Below are 20549 nucleotides of genomic sequence, written 5' to 3' on the forward strand. Positions count from 1 at the left end.
GATCAGATCGTTGCCAGCTCCAGCTCTGCCTCGTCGGGTCGCTGGCTGGCAACGGCCAGGAGCCTGCCGGCTGCGCGCTCGCGCTGGTGCAAAATCGCGGCGACGGCGGTGAACGCGGCAATCAGAACCAGAACCCGCGGCCACTCGATGGCGGCGTCTACGTAGTCGTTGATTCCGAAGTCGGTGGCGAAGACGCGCTCGATGGTCCAAATCGACGACACCGTCGCCAACACGATTGAGCCGGCCAAGAAGAACGGCCGGTAGTACGAGGTTCGGCGGAGCAGGAACAGGCCGGGGAACACCAGCAAGATGATGACCGCCTGGCCGAACTCGATGCCCACGTTGCGGCCCAGGAGCGATACGAGCTGGGTCGAGCGACTGACGTCGAGGCCAGAAACGAGACCCGCGAAGCCCATGCCGTGGAAGAGCCCGAACGCAAAGGCGATCAACCATTCGCGGTTTGCTGCGATCGGATGGAGGTTGTGCAGCGCCGCCACAGCGATCGACAGCGCGATCAGGGACTCCACAAAGCGAGAAGGAGGCAAGGGCAAGATATCGAGACCCGCCAAAGTGAAGGTGATCGAGTGGGCGATCGTGAACATGGTGGCGATCTTCAGAACTCGCCACAGGGCAGACCCAAAGCCGTGCCCAGGCTGCCACGTTGCGCCGAACACCAGGACCGAGGGCAGCAGCAACACGAGAATGAAGAAGATGTGGTCTGGACCCGTGCGGATGTGATCGAGCCCCAGTTGGGTGCTCGCCGTGAAGTTCGACCAGTTGCTGGTGTCGCCGAGGTCGACATCTCGACTGCGGTTCGACCTGTCGAAGGCGACCAGGGCCTCGGACTCGTTGTCGAAGGTTCCAGCGGCCCAGTCGTTCTCGATCAGGAGCAATCCGACCCTGTCGGGTACCTCATCGAAGAAGGGGTCGAAGGTGACTTCGAGGTCGCGAGGCACCGACGCTTCGGGGACCACGACCTCGAAGGCCAACTGGACGTAGTTGAAGTCTGGGGTGTTGTTGGGGAACAGCAGCGAGGCCTCGCCGAACTCGATCTGCCACTGCCGCCCCTCAGCACCGATCTGGAGATGCTGATCTGTGTAGGCGATGAGTTCTTCGAGACTTTCGTTGACTCGTTCGAGAACCACATCGCCGCGGCCCTCGAGATCGATCCCGAACACCTGCTCCACGTCGACGAACGCGAGCTCGACTCGACCAGACAGGCTCGACTCGGACACGCTCAGGTACACGTAGGCCTCGTCGGCGTCGTGAGCGCCCGCTGCCGGTGCAAACACCAGCACCGAGACAGCGGTCATCAACAGACCCAGTAGGGCCAGAGCTTGACGCTTAACCATTGCAGATTTCTCCTGTCGGTTCGGCCGACGCGAGTGACTACTCACCTCGACTGGCTCGGCGGACGGGTCGGCCTATGGCAGCAAGCCCGGCAACGATGTTCTTTTGGATTTCTGAGGTACCCGAGTAGGCGAGACCTGCAAGAGCGTCGCGGATCTCGGACTCAATTCCGACCTCGGTCACGTAGCCCTCGGCGCCGAAGACCCGCATCGCCGATACGGCGACCTCCACGGCCTTCTCGCTGACCCTGAGCTTCGCGAGTGCGCTGGCCATGCCGATCGGACGACGCCGCTCGTACAGTGCCGCCGCCTTGTAGACCAACAGCCGAGCGGCTTCGAGCTCGGCCATGGCATCGACGATCCGGTGCGATACCCCCTGATACTGGCCAATGGGCTTTCCGAATTGTTCGCGTTGACGCGACCGCTCGATCATGAGGTCCACGAGCCTTCTCATCCGGCCCAGCTGAGCGGCGTACAAGAAGGCGCGCTCGATCTCGACGGCGGCCGCGAAGATTCTCTGACCAGCGCCCACGGCACCAAGAACTGCTTCGGGGCCCACTTCGACGTCGTCGAAGTGGATCTCGCCAAAGGGGCACGAGCCCATTCCCATCTTCTCGATGGGCTTGCCTACGACGACACCCGGCAGATCGAGTGGAACTCGGAACGCGGTGATACCCCAGCGACCCTTGGACGGGTCGGTGTTGGCGAAGACGAGCGCCTCGTCGGCCACGGGCGCCAGGGTCGTCCAGGTCTTGGTGCCTGCGATTCTGTAGCGGTCGCCGTGCGGCAACGCGGTTGTGGTGATCGAACCGGTGTCGCTGCCGGCGTCGGGTTCGCTCATGGCGAAGGCCATGATCTTGTCGCCGGACACGAGCGGAGGCAGCCACTGCGATATCTGCTCTGGAGTGCCACCCTCGACGATCGCCGACTGGGTTGCGAACAGCTGCGAGGCGAGCGAGAAGACCATGCCGAAGTCATCGGCGCCGCGGCCCAACCCCTCGAAGGCCATCAACGCACGGACCGGGCTGGCCCCCGAGCCACCAACGTGCAACGGCATGTGGATGCCGAGGTATCCACCTTCGGCGGCCGTCGACCACACGGAGCGGTCGAAGCTGTCGCGCCGCACCAGATACTTCGCAGCCCAATCTGCAGCAGCGATGATCTCGGAGTGGTCGGGGTCGAGGAACGCCGCGACAAACAGGTCGTCGTCGTCTTGATCGTCAACCATCGGCAATCTCTCGTTCCCCGTGCGTGCGGGATTACACGTGGAAAGCTCAGACTAACCCGATATCACCCATCGTGGCAATGAACCCACCAAGCGCGTGCATTTGGCCACTCTTCGTGCGACACTTGTTCCTGTGGCGGAACACGGCACCATTGCAGGCCTGCTGAGGCGCGCGGCTGACAAGATGCCAGCTGGCGCCGCCTACACAGCACAAGGCGTCGATCTGACGTGGGAACAAGCGAATCGGGCCGCGACCAGCCTCGCCGCCCAACTCTGCGCCGCGGGTGTCTCGCCCGGCGACCGCGTGGTCTTGGCTTCACCGAAGACCATCGAATCACACCTGACCATCCATGCACTTCTGGACCTCGGCGCGTCCGTTGTGCCCGTCGACCCCCGCTCGCCTGCGTCACATGTCGCGGACATCGTGAGGGCCAGCCAGGCATCGACCGTCGTCGCCAGTGCCAAGGTGCTGCAAAAACTCGACCGTGTCGCGCCCTCCCCAAGGTGTGTCGCTGCACCCGAGTTCGGAAGCGACGACGCGGAGCTGACGATCGACACGGCCGGCGAGACCACAGCGCATCGGCTCCCGCACAGAGCGAGGCCCAGCGACGAGGCCTACATCATCTTCACGTCGGGCTCGACCGGCGTCCCGAAGGGCATCGTGCACACCCACAGAAGCGCACGGGCCTACGCCGACGCGGCGGTGGTTGCACACTCGCTCGGGGACGGCGACACCATCGCCGGCATCGCACCGCTGCATTTCGACATGTCGACCCTCGAGCTGTACGCGGCTCCGCTGGCAATGTGTTGCATAGCGCCGGTGCCGGACAAGGTTCTGCGGTTTCCGGCCAGCGTCATCGACCACAGCAGACGCCACGGCTGCACGGTCTGGTACCTGGTACCAACGCTGTTGCGGGCGCTGCTCGACCAAGGCGCTCTCTCCGCCGCCGACGTACCCTCCCTACGCTTGATCGCCTACGCCGGCGAGCCGTGCCCGCCTTCTACGGTGGCGAGGTTGATGCAGATCCTGCCCGAGGTCGATATCCAGAATGCCTACGGCCCGGCCGAAACGAACGTCGTGTCGGTGCTGGACGTCGCCCCCGAGCACGCACGACTAGACGCCATTCCCATAGGTGAACCTTGGCCGGGGGCGTTGTTTGACATCCGCGACGTGCAGACGATGCAGACCACCAACACATCCGTCGGTGAGCTGTGGCTGAGCGCAGACACGATGATGGACGGCTATCTCGCCCGGCCCGACCTGACCCGAGACCGGACCCAGACAGACGACGCTGGAAGGGTCTGGTATCGCACAGGCGACCTGGTGCGCACTACCGAACACGGGGTCGTGTTCGAGGGCCGGGTCGACAACCAGGTGAAGATCAGAGGCGTGAGGCTCGAACTCGATGCGATCGAATCCACTCTGGAGTCATTCCCTGGGGTTGCGACGGTGGTCGTGGCGCCTCACCCGGCCGATTCGCCGACAGAGCTGCTGGCGGCCGTGGGGTGTTCAGCCCCTGTGCAGCTATCGGACCTGCGCAAACACGCAACGTCTTTGTTGACCCCGCCCGCCATTCCCACATCTTGGATGATCACCGGTTCCGCCGACATGCCAAAGACGTCCAGCGGCAAGACGGATCGCAAGAAGATTCGAGCGGATCTGGCGGCGATGCGAAACGAAACGAAACGAACATGACACCTCTCCAGCTCCAAGCAGAACTCTGCGCCCTCATCAACGACGAACTGTCGCTGGATCCCGACGTCGAGGTCGCTTCTGATACCGACCTGCTGGAGACAGAAGCCCTCGACTCGCTCGGGGTGGTTCAAATCGTCGACTGGTTGAGCGATCGACTGGGCGTCGAGGTACCGCCCTCGGAGGTGACCGTGGACAACTTCGGGACCGTGGCTCGTATGGTCGACCTCGCCACGCGACTCCAACGGTGAGCTCGCGAACCGGCATCCCTCTTTCGCCGGTACAGCGAGCCATGTTGGCGGGCCAGCGGCGCCGTCCCGACTCGGCCGCGCACAACATGGCCCTGCTCGCCCACATCGACGGGCCAGTCGTCGCAGCCAGGCTGGCGGATGCCTTCGACGAGCTGGTCGCCCGCACGAGGGTGTTGAGCGACGTTCTCGTCGAAGGCCCCGACGGCGCCGTCTGGACGCAAAGACGGGGAGAGGCGCCCACTTCTCGCATCGCAACAGCGACCAGAGATGAAGCTCTCAGCTGGTGCGCGACCCGCGCACGTGTTGCTCTGAGGCCCGAGGAGTGCCTGTACGACAGTGCCATCTTCACCCACCCCGACGGCTCTGCCAGCTGGTACCTGAACCTCCACCACCTCGCGACCGATGCCACCTCTTCGGCGCTGGTCTTCGAGGCAACCGCTGAGATCTACGAAGGCGGCGAGGTCCGTCCTCGGGCCGACTACCACCAGTGGATCAGCGACCAGGCGGTGGGCACATCGACCAGACACGAGCGCGCGGCGCTGTACTGGCAGGCGAACCCGACTCCCCCGCCGCTGACCAACCTCTACGGATCGGGGGCAGAGACAGGCACGACATCACCGGCGCATCGGGTCGTCGTCGCCGACGCAAGCGAACTGCGGCTGCCCGAAGGGCTGACGAGCCTGTCCGAACAGCTCGGCTGGACCACAGTGATGACAACCGTCGCTGCCGTATTGATGGCCCGACTCAGCGGTGAGACAAAGGTGTCGGTCGGCATTCCGGTGCATCACCGTCGGGGCAAGGTCGCGAAGTCGGTGATCGGACCGGTGCTCGAGGTTGTGCCGATAACCGTGGAGCCCGACCTCACCCTGCCGATGCGCTCGATCCACGACGGCGTGGCAGCCATCGTGTTCGACGCCCTCGCTCATTCGGCCCCGGGCCGCACGCCACCCGCCGACGTCGATGCGCTGGTCAACGTCATCTCGCACGCCGCGTTCCCAGCGTTCGGTTCGCGCAAGGTGTCCGTCGAGTGGATTCACAACGGCTCGATCGATGCTCGGAACCTGCTGCAGCTTCAACTGACGCCATACGGGTCGCCCGAAGGTCAGTTCATTGCCGACATCGCTCGGTCGGTAGCGCCACCTGACCCTCGATCGGTCGCCTCACATGTGCTGACGCTGACCCGTGCCCTATTGGACGACGACCGCACCGCTGCTGCACAACTGAACCTGTGCACGGACGCCGAGATGGCCGCCCAACGCCGCTGGGGCACCGGGACGGCACTTCGTAGCGACGACCTGTTGCTCGGCCGCCTGCGCGACGCCCTCGCCGAGCGCCACACGGTGGCCGTCGACGACACACAAGCTGCGCTCACCGGCCAAGAGCTATGGAACACAGCGGGGCGATGGGCCTTGGCGCTGCACGAAATGGGGGTAACCCCCGGCTCGCGAGTCGCGATCGAATTGCCGCGGTCCACCACGGCGGTGATTGCGGTGCTCGCTGTTTTGAGGGCGGGGGCCTCGTACGTGCCGGTCGATCCGTCGGCACCGCCGCAACGAAGGCGGTCGCTGATCGAGCGATCTGGGTCGGTGCTCTCGATCGACCCAGAGATGCTGGGAACACTGAAGAGGGCTCCAGCGCCCGACCCGCGAACCCTCGAACGACTCGACCGGGCGCGCCCTGAGGACGAGGCGTACCTGCTGTTCACCTCCGGCTCGACCGGCACGCCCAAGGGGGTGCCGATCTCGCATCGCGGCCTGGCCGACTACATCAACAACGCCACCGAGCTCTACTTCGAGGGCACCAAGCCAGTTGTTGCCCCACTGTTTTCTGCCCTGACTTTCGACCTGACCGTTACAACGATGTTCGCCCCATTGCTGGTTGGGGGCAAGATCGTTCCGATAACCGAAGATGGGGTCGACGGGCTCAGATCCATCAGCCAGATGACCGAGCTGACCTGGATCAAGGCAACCCCTACACACCTGGATGTTCTTCGACGCTTGGAGCCCAGGTGCCGCCTCGAGACCATCGTTGTGGGCGGCGAGCGCTTCACCTCCAAGCTGGCAGAGGCGATCCGCGAGGTGTTCGGCAACGAAGTAAGGCAGTTCAACGAGTACGGACCCACAGAGTGCGTAGTCGGCTGCATGATCCACGAGGCCGAACCTTTCGCTACCGGACCCGACGTCCCGATAGGCACGCCTCATCCGGGAACTTCACTTCGCATCGTCGATGATTCCGACAGACCCGTTCCCGTCGGCGCCACCGGACAGCTGCTCGTCAGCCACCGCGGGATAACGCCCGGCTACCTCGATCGCCGCGACGACGCTGGGCGCTTCGTCGACCTGGAAGGGCGACGCTGGTATCGAACCGGCGATCTGGTTCGACTGGTCGACGAGCGAACCGCGGTGTTCGTCGGGCGAGCGGACGATCAGATCAAGGTGGGAGGTATCCGCCTCGAGCCGGCCGAGATCGAAGCCGCCATAGCAAAGCAACCAGGCGTGAGCGCGGTGGCCGTGCGCTTGTGGTCACCCCCCGACGAACAAGACGTTCGCCCGATGCTCGTCGCGTGGGTGGTTCCCGAGATCGGCGCACACCTTGACATCGCTGTTCTGCGCCGGGCTGCCACCACGATGCTGCCGTCGGCGGCGGTCCCGTCGGCCTACGTCGAGATCGAATCTCTCCCACTGACCCCCAACGGCAAGCTGGACCACGAGCGTCTCAGACCGCCAGACAGAGCCGACAGACCTCGTGCTGGCCGAGCCGAGCCCCGTTCGCAATCAGAGGCGCTGGTGGTCGAGCTCTACGAGCAACTGCTCGGCATGTCCGGGGTCTCGATCGATGACGACTTCTTCGAGCTCGGAGGCGACTCGCTGGGGGCGCTCCGCCTCGCTGCCCGCCTTCGCTCAGGCGGATTCGAGACGAGCGACGAGTGGGTGTTCAAGGCCACAACACCTCGCGACCTCGCATCCCTGATAGGAGAGCGCACCGATATCGAGGGCCCGGTCAAGAGATCTGACGCGACCGCTCCCGAGTTGACGCCAGGCGAGGCCGCGATCCTGTTCGAACAGGCAGCCGACCCGCGAAACGTTCGATACAACGTCGCGCGCGACTACCACATCGAGACAAGTCAGCCCCAAGCGATCGACCTGGCACAACTGGCCAGGTCGGTCGAAGAGGTTGCGGCTCGTCACGCTCCCTTTACCTGGACCTACTCCGCGCCGCGCCGAAAGCTGAAACCCTCGTCGATCGTCGAGGTCGACATCGAACAGGCAACCACCAGCAAAGAGGATTTCGACCAGCTGGCCCAACGAGCCCAGCGACGTCCGTTCGATCTGGACAACGGGCCGATGCTGCGATTGACGGCAAGGCATCTCGACGATGGAACAACGGCGGTCAGTATCGCCACGCACCATGTCACGATCGATGCGGGCACCTTCGATGTGCTGTGGCATCAGATCGACGACAGGTACCGCGGCGGCCCGTTGCGCGCCGGCGATGACGCGCCCGACAACGCCGACGTCTTCTCCTGGCAGATAGGTCGGTTGTCTGACGCCGCCCTCGACCGTTGGATCGAGCGCCTGCAGCCCTCACCTGCGGAGATCGACCTCGGCCGTCACGACGGGGCCGACGGGCTCGCGCGCAGAGTTCTGGGGCTGAGCGAGCACCAGCTGGGCACGGGCCTGAGCACCTTCACGACCCTCTTGGCCGCCTGGGTGATGGCACTGCGCCGCCGCTCCGATGGAAACGAGATCCTCACCGGAGTCGTCACATCGGTACGCACCCACCAGGCGATGGACGATCTAGTCGGTTACCACCTGAACACGCTGCCGATGATGATCGACACCGGGGACGAGACGACCTCGATGTCCGAGGTCGTCTCGCGCCTGAAGGCATCAACCACGGCGGCCCTGGCCGACAGAACCGTCCCGCTGGCCTCGATCGTCTCGGAGCTGAGGCGTCGGACCTCACGAGAGCTGGAACTGTCCAATCTGTTCGTCCTCGAACGGCTGAACTCGGTAGAACTCGGCGGCCATCGAGCCCGGCCAGAGGTCAGGTGGTCTGGCCAAACCGTCGCCGACGCAACCCTGTTCGTCCAGGTGACCGATGGATTGATAGAGCTGCTCCTCGAGTACCGCGGCTCGAAGCTGAGCGAATCGAACGCACTGCTCCTGCTCGACGATGTGGCAGCCTTCGCCGAAAGCATCGTGAACCTCGGCCCGCTGTCGCACCTGAGCGTTCCGTTGCCCTCGGATGTGCCACCCGCAAGCCTGCTCGAAGAGCCCGCGGCTACATCGCTCGTAGAGATACTGGCCAAGGCGGCTGCCACGACCACAGCGACCTCTGTCATCGATGCCGGCGGCAGGTTGTCGTGGCCCGACCTCTGGCAGGGCGCTCAGAGACTGGCGGGCTATCTGGACGCCACGGGCTTGTCATCGTCGACGGTGGCGGTCGAGGCCAGGCGCAGCTCGGCCACAGTTATGGCGATGTTGGGCATTCAGCTGGCCCAAGGCGCCTACCAACCCATCGACCCCGCCTACCCGGCCGACTATCTGGTGCAGGTGCTCAAAGACAGCGAAAGCCGCGCGGTGCTGGTAGACGGACACCCCACAGGCAACGCCGCCGATGCCTACCGGGCTCTGGGCACGGAGATCATCGACATTCGCTCGGCCCTGACGTCAGGGTTCTCGCCGATCGAGCGCACGATAGGTCCGGCCGATCCGGCCTACGTGATCCACACGAGCGGATCGACAGGTCTGCCCAAGGGTGTTCTGATACGCCAATCGCACATCGCTTACTCGACGATGGCCAGGTCGCTCAGCTACCCCCAGAGTCCCGAGCGGTTCCTCATGATCTCGTCGATGGCCTTCGACTCGTCGATGGTCGGGCTGTGGTGGCCGCTGTCGTTCGGGGGCACCGTGGTACTGCCACAAGACGGCCGCAGCGACGACGTGGCACACATCATCGACCTGATCGAGCAGCACCGGATCACCCACACACTGATGTTGCCGACCCTCTGGGAGATCGTGCTGCGTACCGCCGGCGCGAGCCGGCTCGGCTCGCTGAAGGTCGTCATCGTCGCCGGTGAGGCGTGCAGCGCTGCGCTGGTGCGGCTGCACCACAGCTCTTTGCCAGGCTGCTTGCTGGCGAACGAGTACGGGCCGACCGAAGGCACCGTCTGGTCGCACCGCTTGATCACCCAGGGCGACGAATCGGACCCGGTGCCGATAGGCCAGGTGGCACCGGGTAGCCGGTCGATCGTCGTAGGCCCCGGGCCGGTCAAGCGTCCTGTCGGCGTGCCCGGCGAGCTCCTGATCTCGGGCCCCGGCGTCGCCGATGGCTACCTGGGTAGGCCCGAGCTCTCCGCCGAGAGCTTTGTCGAGTTCGAGTCGACCCGTTGGTACCGCACCGGTGACCTGGTCGATGTCCACGCCTCGGGAGGGTTTCGATTCCTTGGACGGGTGGACGACCAGGTAAAGGTCAGAGGCCACCGAATAGAACTCGCGGCTGTCGACGCGCTGGTCACCGAACGAGCCGGCGCACCAGCGGCTGCGACGGTTGCAGCCGCTGCCAACGGCACCCAACAGTTGGTGGTCTTCGTCGAAGGAACCGTCGACGCACCAGCTCTGCGGGAGTCTTTGAAGGCTTCGCTGCCGCCGGCGATGGTCCCATCGCGCATCGACCGGATCGACCGGCTGCCCCGACGACCGAACGGCAAGCTCGACCGTAAAGCACTGGCCGACCTGGACCACCAGAGGCGCTCTGAGGAGAGCGAGCCCAACGTCCCCCAACACGATCGCGATGGCGCTACGAACGAGGTCGAAGCGCACCTCTTGGATGCCTGGCGCAGTGCCCTGGGGATCGAGACAATCGGCCCCGACGACGACTTCTTCGACCTGGGCGGTGACTCGATCGTTGCCATCAGGATTGCCGCTGCTCTGTCGAAGCATGGGCTCACGTTCTCGCCGCGAACGATCTTCGAACACGCGACAGTGCGCTCCCTGGCGGCCGAGGTCGAGCAGAGTTCTGTCGGTGACCCACCATTGAGCGGTCACACCGACCTGCTTCCGATACAGCGCTGGTTCTTCGAGCGAGGATTCGCGGAACCCGATCGATGGTCGCAGGGGATAGTGCTGAACCTGGCCGCTGCGATCGACACACAAGAACTCGAGGCCGCCATCGGTTGGCTCGTCAACCGGCACGAATCGCTGCGAGCGACGTTCGAGGTCGGTGAGTCGGGCCCGACCCAGACGATCCACCCATCACCGCTCGGCCCACCTCTGATCGGGATCTGGCCCGACGACGAAAGCGCAAAGACCGCCACGACCGACTGGCTCGATATCGGCACGGGACGTCTGCTCGCCGCCGGCTTGATCGGGACCGAGCCATCCAGACGAGTGGTGATCAACGCTCACCACCTGGTTGTCGATGCCGTGTCGTGGGCAATATTGACCGAGGACCTCGAGTGGTTCTTGTCATCGCGCCGAGAGCCCACCAGCGACAGCCCTCCGATGCGCCACACATCCACCCAGAGCTGGGTCGAGCGGCTGAGAGACATGCCCCCCGTAGCCGCATCGGGCCCGCAGGTAAGCACACGTCCGACAGCCCTTGAACACGAGACCGTGCACGTGTCGCGCCAGTTGTCGCCCCAGGCCGCCCAGCGCATGCTGTCCGAACCCAGGAGCATTGCCGACACGGTTGCCGGTGCTGCCGTCGCTGCCGCCAAGGCTTCGGACAGCCCTCTCATCCACGACGGTCGGCTGGCGGTGACTTTCGAACGACACGGCCGCGAAGCGTCGAGACCGCTGGACTTGACTCGCACCGTCGGGTGGTTCACGACCACCGAGACCATCCACGCAACGGCCACCGATGACCCCGAGCTTGCATTGGCCGAGGTTCGTTCGTGCCTGGAAGGTCTCGGCGCAACCGACCTGGTCAGCGCCCGCCGGGCGATCCAACACGGCGACACCGGCCCCGATGACGTCGTGCGCATCAACCAGTTGGGTTCGGTGCCTGGCCCAACCGGCACCGGACGAGTCATCGAGCTGGTCGAGGGACCGTTTGCGATCGTTGGCGACAAGAACCGCAGGACCCACCTTCTCGGGATCCTGATCCGCACCGGTGCCGACCAGGTCGAGTTGTTCTTTGACTACGCCCCCTCAGATCTGCCCGACGCCCAAGCGATTGCCCTGATCGACCGTTTGGTGGCCACGCTGGAGGCGCAGTCCGACCGCGGCAGCCACAATGCCGACAGCCTCCAGCAGAGGTTTGCGCTGTCAGGGTTGAACGAACAGCAGTTGACCAGGCTTGGCGCTCTACTCGACGGGCTCGACTGATCAGCGCTGTTCGAGTTGGCGCAGGGCTTGTTCGATGACAGCCGCCGTTTCGCCGGCGAGACTGCCCGACAACAAGTTGTGGTGGTCGCCGGCGACCTCCAGCAACTCGATCTGGTCGCTGACCGACTCCCACCCCCTGAAGTTCGACGCGTGAGCGAGATTCCTAGGCACTGAAGTGGCGCCTATGACGACCAGCGGCACCGGGATCGGCGCAGGTACATAGTCCCTGTAAGCCGTTCGTATCGCTTCGGTAAGACGCGCAAACCGAAGCGTCTCTGGCACTGCTTCGCCTGCCGTCTCCCGGGCCTGACTCCATTCCTCCCGGCGTTGTGTCCAGCGGCGGTGTTCGCGAATCTTCTCTATTGCGCCCACGGGCCCGGCCGCCACGAGATCACCGAGACGCTCCCTGGTGTTCTTCGACCGAGGGCCTACCTGTGGGTGATAGGTGTCGATCAGCACAACACCCAACAGTCGACGTCCGCGGCCTTCCAGCAGTCGCGCCATCTCGTACGCGATAGCGCCACCAGCCGAATACCCGCCAACGATCACCGGTCCCGTTGGCGCCGCAGCCTCCAGTTCGGACACATATGACTCGGCCATCTCTGCAAGTGATTCGTGGGGCTTCTGGGTGCCGTCGGCCCCAAGTGCCTGCACCCCGTAAAAGGGACGCGACCTCGAGATGTCACGAGCGATGCCCGTGAAACGCATGATGTTCCCTCCTGCGCCATGGACGCAGAAGAAGGGCGGTCTGGCGAGTTCCTGGCCTCCCATCGCCACCACGTGAAGAGCCTTGGGCTGCTCGGACGCGCTGCGCATGTGACCCAACAACAGGCGCGGAGTTGGGTTCTCGAGCAGCGAGCGAAGGGTGATCTCAGAGCCAAACTCGGCTGCAAGTCGTGAGCTCAGCCGCAGCGCAAGCAGCGAGTGACCGCCACAGTCGAAGAAGTCCGAGTTCGGGCCCACCGCGACATCGAGGACGGTCGCCCAGGCCTCGACCATGCGTTGTTCGTCGTCGTCGGCCGGGGCCTCGTCGTCGGGAGTCGAGGGCACTATCGAGTCCCAGCGGGCGCTGAGCGCATTGCGGTCGGTCTTGCCGTTGGGCGTTACTGGGATTGTCTCGATCGGATGGATCGAACCGGGCACCATGTAGCTCGGAAGCACCTTCAGCGCGTGGTCTCGAACAGCGGCAACGACCGAATTGGGGTCGTATCCTTCGGCCGGCCTAACAAAGGCCACCAGCACCCGGTCGGCGATATTCGACCTCTCAACCGTCGTTGCCACGATGGCCGCCACGCCATCGACTGCAGCCAATGTCGCCTCCACATCACCCAACTCAACCCGGTTGCCACGAATCTTGACCTGGTCGTCAGAGCGGCCGTGAAACTCGAGAACACCTTCGGGCAGCCACCGCCCGAGGTCTCCGGTGTCGTACACGAGGTCGCCGCCGGCGACTGGATGCGGGAAGAACTTCTCAGCTGTCAGATCGGGGCGGCCCCAGTAACCGAGGCTGAGCCCCACGCCCGACACGTGGATCCTCCCGATTACTCCGTCCGGGGCCAACCGACCCAACCGGTCGAGTACGTACACCCGCTGATTTCTGATCGGACGGCCGATGGGGAACGATGATGCCGCCACCTCTTCGCGGCCGTCGTGGGTGGCTGCGTCGATGGTGACCTCGGACATTCCGTAGAAGTTGAGCGGAACGACGTGAGGCACCGCGGCGCGCAACCTCTCGACGAGTTCGGTGGGAACTCCTTCGCCGCTGAGCGTCAGTGTTTCGAGGCTGGCAAGACGCTCGGCCAGGTCCGCAATACTGTCGACCATCGTCTCGACGAACGATGGTGTCAACACAAGTCGTCTGATCGAATGGCGCGAAACCAGGTCCAGCAGGGCGTGGGCATCGCGCGCTGCTTCCTCGGATACGAGCACCAAGGGAGTTGCGCTCAGCAGCGCACCCCACAGCTCCCAGAGGTGATCGGCAAAGTTGAACGTGACCTTCTGCAGCAGCCGCTCGCCTGGCGCTATCGGGTAGGCCTCCCACTGCCACCGACAGCGCGACAAGACGCCAAGATGGTGTCCGACCACGCCCTTCGGCATTCCCGTCGAGCCCGAGGTGTAGGTGATGTAGAGCGGACTCGTCGGCGCCAGGTCGGCAGACTCGGCCAACGGGTCGGCCAATGCGAGGTCGGCCATGTCGAGCTCGACAACACCTGAAAGCAGGCCTCGCGTCTCGGCGTGGACGATTGCCATGTCGACTCGACTGTCGTCGACGATCAGATCCAGACGACCTTGGGGATAGGTCGGATCGAGTGGAACGTAAACACCTCCCACCAACACCACGCCCAACAAGCCAGCTATGGCGTCGATGCCGCGACGCATGCAAAAGCCGATGGGCATGCCGGGCTTCAAACCTCGAGCGCTAAGCCCCGACGCCACCCTTCGAGCCAGTTCGTCGAGTTCGGACACGGTGACCTGGCGGTCACCGTCGATCAGCGCCACAGCATCACCGTTGGTCGCCACGACCTCGGCCCACAGTTCGATGATCGACGAGTCGCCCTCGTCGACAGAGGTGCTATTCCATTCTTCGAGCTGTCTACGTCTGCTGGCTGCGGTGGTCGGCTCGATCGAAGCGGGCGTGCGGTCGACGTCGGCGACCAACTCGCCGATCATTGCCAGGAAGTGTTGGGCGACACGTCGGGCAGAGGGCTCGGCGATGGAGGCTCCCTCATACAGCATCGTCACATGGATCTGGTCTTCGACCGACACCATCAGGGTCAGGGGGTAGTGGCTCTGCTCGACGGCTCGACGTCCCTCGAGGCCAACGGGCCGGTCCGTGTTGCGTTCCGGCCAATTCTCGAAGACCAGTATCGAGTCGAACAACTCGGTGCCCGGGGCGAGGCCCGTACACCTCTGCACCTCGGCCAAGGAGACATGCTGCGACGCCAGCAGATCGAGTTGTTGGCTCTGTAGATCCTTGAGCCACTCACCGACCGATGCCGTGTCGGGTACCGACGAACGCATCGGAAGGGTCGACAAGAACATTCCGACCATGTCGTCGACACCGTCGACATCGGGCGACCGGCCCGACATCGTGACCCCAAAAATCGCGTCGTGCGAGTCGGTGTGGTGCGCCACCGTAAGTGCCCAGGCGCCCTGAACGACGGTGTTGGGCGTGATCCGGAGCCGACGGGCAACCTCCTTGACGGCGTCCGCCAGCCCTTCACCGACCTCGACGTCGATGCGACGCCGGTCGAATCGCTGGGGCGAAGCCTGTGATCGGGCCCGGGCCCCGGGCAGGTCAAATCTGCGAACCTCGTCGACGTCGCCAAATCGATCCCGCCACACATCGAGCGAGGCCGGCTGAGACAAGAGATGTTCGATGTGGCGGCGAAAGGGTGGTGCATCATGCTCGAGTTGCTCGCCCGAGGCCAGTGCGAGGAACTCGTCGACGATCACACCGACCGACCAACCGTCGACAGTGATGTGGTGGAAGTTCCAGATCATGTGCCAGCGGTCCTCGGCCAACCTGGCAAACACGACGTGGGTCGGTGGGGCTCGCCGCAGATCGATGCCCTCGGCACGATGCGATGCCGCTAGTTCGTCGAGCACCTCATCGGGATCGTCGGCGTCGCGGAGGTCGATGACCTGAACCCTGGGCTCGACCTTGGCTCTGACGACCTGCACAGGATCGTCGAGCCCCTCCCAGACGAACAACGTCCGAAGAGCCGGGTGCCTGGCAACGATGTCGGTCCACGCAGAGACCAGAACGGCCTCGTCGACCGCACCCACCACATCGGCTCGATACTGCTCGAAATACAGCTCGGGGTCGTCGGCGCTGAGGACGTGGAACAGGATCCCTGCCTGCGCGGGGGTGAGCGGGTATATGTCCTCCACGTTCTCCATTACGGATGCACCCCGATTGCGACCTCTGCGATGACAACGATTCTCACACACAGTGACCAAATGTCGCAATAAGTCGTCTGCGGGCCGGCGGCCTCGGCCCCGTCGGTGAGACCGCCGAAGAATCGTTACGTTCGCGTGACGGATGTGATTAGGATGACGCCTCGCCGCCGGCCCAGACCCGGCCGCATCTTTGAACCACCGTGCGACACCGACCGACCGCTCTCTTCGCTTGCGCCATCTGCGCCCTATCGGCTCTCGTGTTCGTTGCGCCGCTAGTCGACGCACAAGAAGCGCCGGAACAAACCATCCGCGAGGCCCGCGAGCAGCAGGAGCAGGTGAGACGCGAGAAGGCCGAGCTGGCCAAACAACTCGACCTGCTGGAGGCATCAGACGCCGAGCTGCTCGAAGCGTTGGCCACCCTGAACGAGGAGATAGCGGCTCAAGAACTGCGCGTCGAAGGGGCGCGAATCGAAGTCGAGCAAGCCCAGGGCGAACAGGCTCGTCTCGATCTCGAGATCGCAGAGCTGGCGGCCGAGGTTGCAGAGCTTCGCGAGATGACCATCGAACGTGCAGTCGCTGCCTACGTAGCCCCCAGAGGCAACGAAACGGTGGCGGGCGACCCCACCGAGGCCGCGCGCCGCGACGCACTGTTCAGGCAGGTCGACCTCGACGGCCGCGACCTCATCGACCAGTTGCGTGCCGCCACCGACGACCTCGACCTGCTGGAGACCCAAGCCTCCGCTGCTGCTCAGGCTGCAGCCGAACGCCAGGCCGACTACGAGGCCCAGATCGCTCTGTTGGAAGAAGACGTCGCCGCCCAAGAGCGCCTGCGAACGGCACTGGCAGAAGAGATCGCACACCTCGAGGAAGAGATCGAGGCGATGGCGGCAGCCGAGTCCGAGATCCAGGCCATCATCCGCGACAGCCAGCGCGAGATAGCCCGACGTGAAGCCCTGGCCCGTGCGGCCACATCGACGACCACCACCACGACGTCGACCACGACCACCACGATCGCCGAGCAGCCATCGGGCGGCGAATCGACCACCACGACGACGGCCGACAGCCCAGACGCGGCGACCACCACGACCACCACCGCGCCGGTCGTGTTGCAGCCCGCCGGCGACCCAGATGTCATCTGGCCATCTCGAGGCGCGGTCACATCCCCGTACGGGAACCGCGTTCACCCCATAACGGGCGGCCAGAGATTCCACGCAGGCATCGACATCGACGGCGACACGGGCGACCCCATCTGGGCCGCCCAATCCGGCACGGTCATCTATTCGGGGTGGATGAGCGGCTACGGCGAGACGATCATGATCGATCACAACGGATACGTGACCCTCTACGGGCATATGTCGCAGCGCCAGATCAGCAAGGGTTCCGCGGTGAGTCAGGGCCAGCAGATCGGGCTCATGGGCAGCACGGGCAACTCGACGGGGTCACATCTCCACTTCGAGATCCGTATCGATGGCAGCACCGTCAATCCCATGGCGTACCTGCCCTGAGACTCTCCACCCACGCTTTGAGCCAGATCCACGCGTGGCATGACATGATTGCTGGCGCATGAAAGCCCTTTTGTTCGAGCGCAAGGAAGCACGGTTCGTTGCAGCAGCGGCCGCCAGCCGGTTTCGGCCTGGAGTTGGGGCGCGGGTGGGCCCGCTGAGGCTGGCAGACATCTCAGAACCCGAGCTTCCGAGCCCAGATTGGGTGAGGGTGTCGCCTACGCTCAGCGGCATCTGCGGCAGCGATCTGTCCACGATCGATGGCCACTCGTCTCGCTACTTCGAACCCCTCATCACGTTCCCGTTCGTCCTCGGGCACGAGGTGGTCGGCAGAACCGACGACGGACGCCGCGTGCTGATCGAACCCGTTCTCGGGCATGCAGCCCACGGCTTCGACCCGCCCTTCGAGGGCGCGGCCCAGGCCGACGGCCACGACTATGGCCACCTGCTCGGTGGAGACATCGAGCCTGGCATCCAGATCGGCTCGTGCAAGTCGACGGGTGGAGGTTGGGGCGAGGTGCTGGTGGCACACACCAGCCAACTCCACGATGTTCCCGACGATTTGGACGACGCCTCAGCCGTGGTGGTCGAGCCCGTCGCCGCCGGAATCCACGCCGCTCTGAAGGCCGACGTCCCCGACGGTGGCCTGGTCGCGGTGCTCGGCGCCGGGATGATGGGGCTGGCGGCCATCGCGGGGCTGCGCCACCACACACCGACGGGCACCATCGTGGCCGGGGCGCGCTATCCGCATCAGCACCGTTTGGCCAAGCTGGCCGGCGCCGACGTTGTGGTGTCGCCCGACGAGGTGGCGCGCGCTGTCAGGCGCATCACGGGTTGTGGTGTCATCGGCCCCCGGCTGGCAGGTGGGGCCGACGCGGTGATCGATGCTGTCGGCAACTCCGAGTCGCTCACCGACGCAATTGGAATCACCAGGCCTCGGGGCCGCGTCGTCATGCTGGGAATGCCGGCCCAGGTCAGCACCGACCTGACTGCACTGTGGCATCGCGAAACCGAGCTGGTCGGCTCATACTGCTACGGCACCGAACACAGCCACGGTGGCAAGCACACCTATGAGCTGGCATTCGAGTTGGTGCGCCAGCTCGACCTGGGTCGGCTGGTCAGCGCCACCTACGCGCTCGACGACTATGTCGACGCGATCGATCACGCCGCTGCGGCCGGCGCTCGCGGAGCGGTGCGAATCGCCTTCGAGATCGGTTGATGGGCGACGGATCGCTCATCGGAAACGACCCACTCGATGCTTCGAGCCTTCCGCAGGTCGGTGCTCACGCCTTCGAGCAGGTGAGCCCGAAACATCTCTCCATCTCGACCGCGGCCTTGGCCGGATTCACCGCCCTGGCCGCCGCATTGGCCGTGTTCGCCACAGCGTTCGCCTCGTCCAACACCGACGGGCGCCAAGCGCTGTACTGGGGGTCATCGGCCACGGCCCTGGTGCTGGCCGTTGGAATCGCGGGTGTCGTCTACCTGAGAGCCAGGTATCGGCGGCTGGGGTATCTGCTTCGCCAGCACGACATCTCGGTGCGGCGCGGCGTGTTGGTGGTGTCGGTGCAGACCGTTCCCTTCGGTCGGGTTCAGAACGTGCGCGTCGATCGCGGCCCGCTCGACCGCGCAGTGGGCCTTGCATCGCTGACGGTCACCAGCGCAGGCGGGTCGCTGGCCGTTCCGGGCCTTCCGGTCGAAATCGCCGAGGCGTTGAAAGAGACTGTGGTCGCCCGAGCCGGACTCGATCAAGGCGAGACCCACAACGGCGAACGATGAACGCCGACTTCGACATCTTGTCGAGCAGGCGTCGCCAATCGGTTTGGGCCCCGGTGTTCATCGCCATCACAGCTCTGCGCCGCCTGGGGCTGGGCCAACTGGCAATCGCCGCCGTCCTGGTTGCCACCGGGCGCCTCCCCGGGCCCGAGTTGCTTGTCGTCCCGCTGATCGTGGCCGCGCTGGCAGCGTGGGCGGTGGTCGCTTGGTACCGCTACACCTTCGTGGTCGAGAACGACACCCTCATCGTCGATAGCGGAGTTGTGTCGTCCAGACGAGTGGTCGTGCCGCTGGCGCGGATCCAGAGCGTCGACATCGAGCAGCAGCTTCTACACAGGCCGATCGGCCTGGTCGAGGTGAAGATCGACACTGCGGGCGGAGAAGCCGAGATCGTCGTTTCGGCCACGTCGCGCGATATCGCTGAAGCACTTCAACGTTTGGCGGGCTCGGGGGTCGTTCGGGCCACGCCATCGCCTGGCGAAACGGGCGATGCACCGCCGGCCGCCCCACAGCGCGAGGTGCTGGCCAAGCGCTCTGCGTCGGACCTGGTGGTAATGGCGCTGACCAACCGGCCACTGGCCGGGTTGGTGCTGATCGCACCCCTGATGGGCATGGCCGACGACGTGCTGGGCACATTCGGCCTGTGGCCCGAGAGCGCTGTGCCCGGTGATCTACCTCAGGTCGGGTCGCTGGCCGTATCGATCGCGCTGACGTTGGTGGTCGCTCTGGGTGCGCTGGTGGCTCTGCAGATCGCCTGGACCTTCGTGACCGAGTTCGACCTCACCCTCAGCCGAGACGACCGGGTTCTGCGGCGCGAGTCTGGGCTGTTCGACAGGCGTAGTGCATCCAGTGCCATCACGCGAATACAGCAGCTGGAAACCGATCAGAGCCTCCTGCAGCGCCTGGTCGACCACCGAACCATCAGGCTGCCAACGGCGGGCGAAAGCGACTCGCTGAGGTTGCCCGGCGCCAGCAGAAGCGAACTGGATGTGTTGCGCTGCCTCACCATCGATGCCGACGCCCGCCTGGCCGATCTGGAGCGCACGATCGATCCGAGCGCGACCCTGTATTGGTTTCGCTGGCCCGCTGTGGCGGTGCTGGTGGGAACGACGGCCGCAGCGATCACTACCTCGCCCCTCGCCTTGCTGGCGTGGGCAGCGCTCGCTCCGCTGTGGCTGTACAACAGGGCGCTGCAGCGGTCGTGGAGATGGGACCTCACCGAAACAGGGCTGGCCACCAGCCGAGGCGTGTTGTCAACCGAACGCACCGAGGTGACCATGCGCAGGGTCCAGAGGGCGACGGTGACGCAGAACCTGTATCAGCGAAGGAGGGGCGTGGCCACCTTCGTGCTCAGAACCGCCGAAGGCAGCGTCGAGATTCCGTTCCTGACCCAGGAACAGGCCGAAGCGTTGAGAGACCGGGTCCTGTACACGGTCCTGACCGATCGGCGACCCTGGTTCTAGGAGACTGCTGAGCAAGTCGCTCTTTCGTGGGTGAGGGGTGGGGCGTAGCGTTGTTGGTG

Annotated in this window: 10 protein-coding genes; 7 read left to right on the forward strand and 3 right to left on the reverse strand. The window is 64.9% G+C overall.

Going from position 1 to position 20549, the window contains the following annotated elements:
• Positions 1 to 2 precede the first annotated feature (2 nt).
• Entirely contained in the window at positions 3 to 1352 is a 1350-nt protein-coding gene (locus R2770_10345; GenBank protein ID MEZ5280864.1) for a HupE/UreJ family protein, read from the reverse strand.
• A gap of 37 nt (positions 1353 to 1389) precedes the next feature.
• A complete protein-coding gene (locus R2770_10350) occupies positions 1390 to 2577 on the reverse strand; it encodes an acyl-CoA dehydrogenase family protein (GenBank protein MEZ5280865.1) in 1188 nt (395 codons plus the stop codon).
• A gap of 130 nt (positions 2578 to 2707) precedes the next feature.
• Here R2770_10350 and R2770_10355 point away from each other — a divergent pair, with 130 nt between their 5' ends.
• The 3 genes from R2770_10355 to R2770_10365 are packed head-to-tail and all read left to right on the forward strand — an operon-like array spanning position 2708 to position 11849.
• The gene (locus tag R2770_10355) at positions 2708 to 4270 is read left to right on the forward strand and encodes an AMP-binding protein (protein MEZ5280866.1); all 1563 of its coding nucleotides are present in this window, start codon (positions 2708 to 2710) and stop codon (positions 4268 to 4270) included.
• Positions 4267 to 4518 carry a phosphopantetheine-binding protein gene (locus tag R2770_10360; GenBank protein MEZ5280867.1) on the forward strand — a complete coding sequence of 84 codons (252 nt, stop codon included), beginning with the start codon at positions 4267 to 4269 and terminating at the stop codon, positions 4516 to 4518. The genes R2770_10355 and R2770_10360 overlap by 4 nt, the downstream gene beginning before the upstream one ends.
• Positions 4515 to 11849 (forward strand): AMP-binding protein, encoded by a 7335-nt coding sequence (locus R2770_10365; protein MEZ5280868.1) that lies wholly within the window; start codon positions 4515 to 4517, stop codon positions 11847 to 11849. Before R2770_10360 ends, R2770_10365 begins: the two co-directional genes overlap by 4 nt.
• On the opposite strand, the gene R2770_10370 is transcribed toward R2770_10365, so the two are convergent.
• The gene (locus tag R2770_10370) at positions 11850 to 15752 is read right to left on the reverse strand and encodes an amino acid adenylation domain-containing protein (protein MEZ5280869.1); all 3903 of its coding nucleotides are present in this window, start codon (positions 15750 to 15752) and stop codon (positions 11850 to 11852) included.
• Between the two features lie 335 nt (positions 15753 to 16087).
• Here R2770_10370 and R2770_10375 point away from each other — a divergent pair, with 335 nt between their 5' ends.
• From R2770_10375 to R2770_10390, 4 genes are read left to right on the forward strand one after another with little or no spacing between them, the layout of a single operon-like run.
• On the forward strand, positions 16088 to 17257 hold the full coding sequence (locus tag R2770_10375) for a peptidoglycan DD-metalloendopeptidase family protein (protein MEZ5280870.1): 1170 nt from the start codon (positions 16088 to 16090) through the stop codon (positions 17255 to 17257).
• Positions 17258 to 17315: 58 nt separating this feature from the next.
• A complete protein-coding gene (locus R2770_10380; GenBank protein ID MEZ5280871.1) occupies positions 17316 to 18473 on the forward strand; it encodes a zinc-binding dehydrogenase in 1158 nt (385 codons plus the stop codon).
• Positions 18473 to 19030, forward strand: coding sequence for a PH domain-containing protein (locus R2770_10385; GenBank protein ID MEZ5280872.1), 558 nt, complete (start codon positions 18473 to 18475; stop codon positions 19028 to 19030). The genes R2770_10380 and R2770_10385 overlap by 1 nt, the downstream gene beginning before the upstream one ends.
• The gene (locus tag R2770_10390; protein ID MEZ5280873.1) at positions 19027 to 20490 is read left to right on the forward strand and encodes a PH domain-containing protein; all 1464 of its coding nucleotides are present in this window, start codon (positions 19027 to 19029) and stop codon (positions 20488 to 20490) included. The genes R2770_10385 and R2770_10390 overlap by 4 nt, the downstream gene beginning before the upstream one ends.
• Positions 20491 to 20549: the final 59 nt, after the last annotated feature.

The organism is Acidimicrobiales bacterium (assembly GCA_041394185.1).
Classification (GTDB): Bacteria; Actinomycetota; Acidimicrobiia; order Acidimicrobiales; family Poriferisodalaceae; genus JAAETH01.